Source organism: Stenotrophomonas sp. RG-453, assembly GCF_033843685.1.
Classification (GTDB): domain Bacteria; phylum Pseudomonadota; class Gammaproteobacteria; order Xanthomonadales; family Xanthomonadaceae; genus Stenotrophomonas; species Stenotrophomonas bentonitica_A.
This window is the reverse complement of record NZ_JAMYED010000034.1, coordinates 1-409: the sequence shown is the minus strand read 5'-3', so window position 1 is coordinate 409 and position 409 is coordinate 1. Positions and strand designations below refer to the sequence as shown.

Sequence of the window (409 nt, the reverse complement as noted above, 5' to 3'; positions counted from 1 at the left end):
CAGGAGACGCTCATGCGCGCGACCTTTCTTGCCTCCGTTGCAACAATCATTCTCACCGCGAGCACGGCGCTTGCGCAGACCGAGGGCGAATTCCCGGCCAAGCTCGCCGGCCACGTGGTGATGCCGGCCGCGACCTTCATCGACGCACCGGCGGACGCCCCCGCCGATCTCAAGACCTCCGGCAAATACACCACCGGCAAGCGCGTCGACGCGCTCGGCACCGTGTTGGGCAAGTCGTATGAGCGCCCGACCGGCGTGTCGCTGCCGTTCAAGGGACAACCGCTGCAGGGCCATTCCGGCATCAAGCACATGCCCGACGGCAGCTACTGGGTGATCACCGACAACGGCATGGGCGCGCGCGCCAACTCGCCGGATTCGATGCTGTATCTCAACCGCTACAAGATGGACT

At 65.3% G+C, this 409-nt stretch carries 1 protein-coding gene; it reads left to right on the top strand.

Annotated features, from left to right (window positions below; translation table 11 throughout):
• Nucleotides 1-12 precede the first annotated feature (12 nt).
• Nucleotides 13-409 (top strand): hypothetical protein (locus NJD74_RS19640; protein WP_319624833.1); only part of this gene is annotated, 397 nt, incomplete at its 3' end.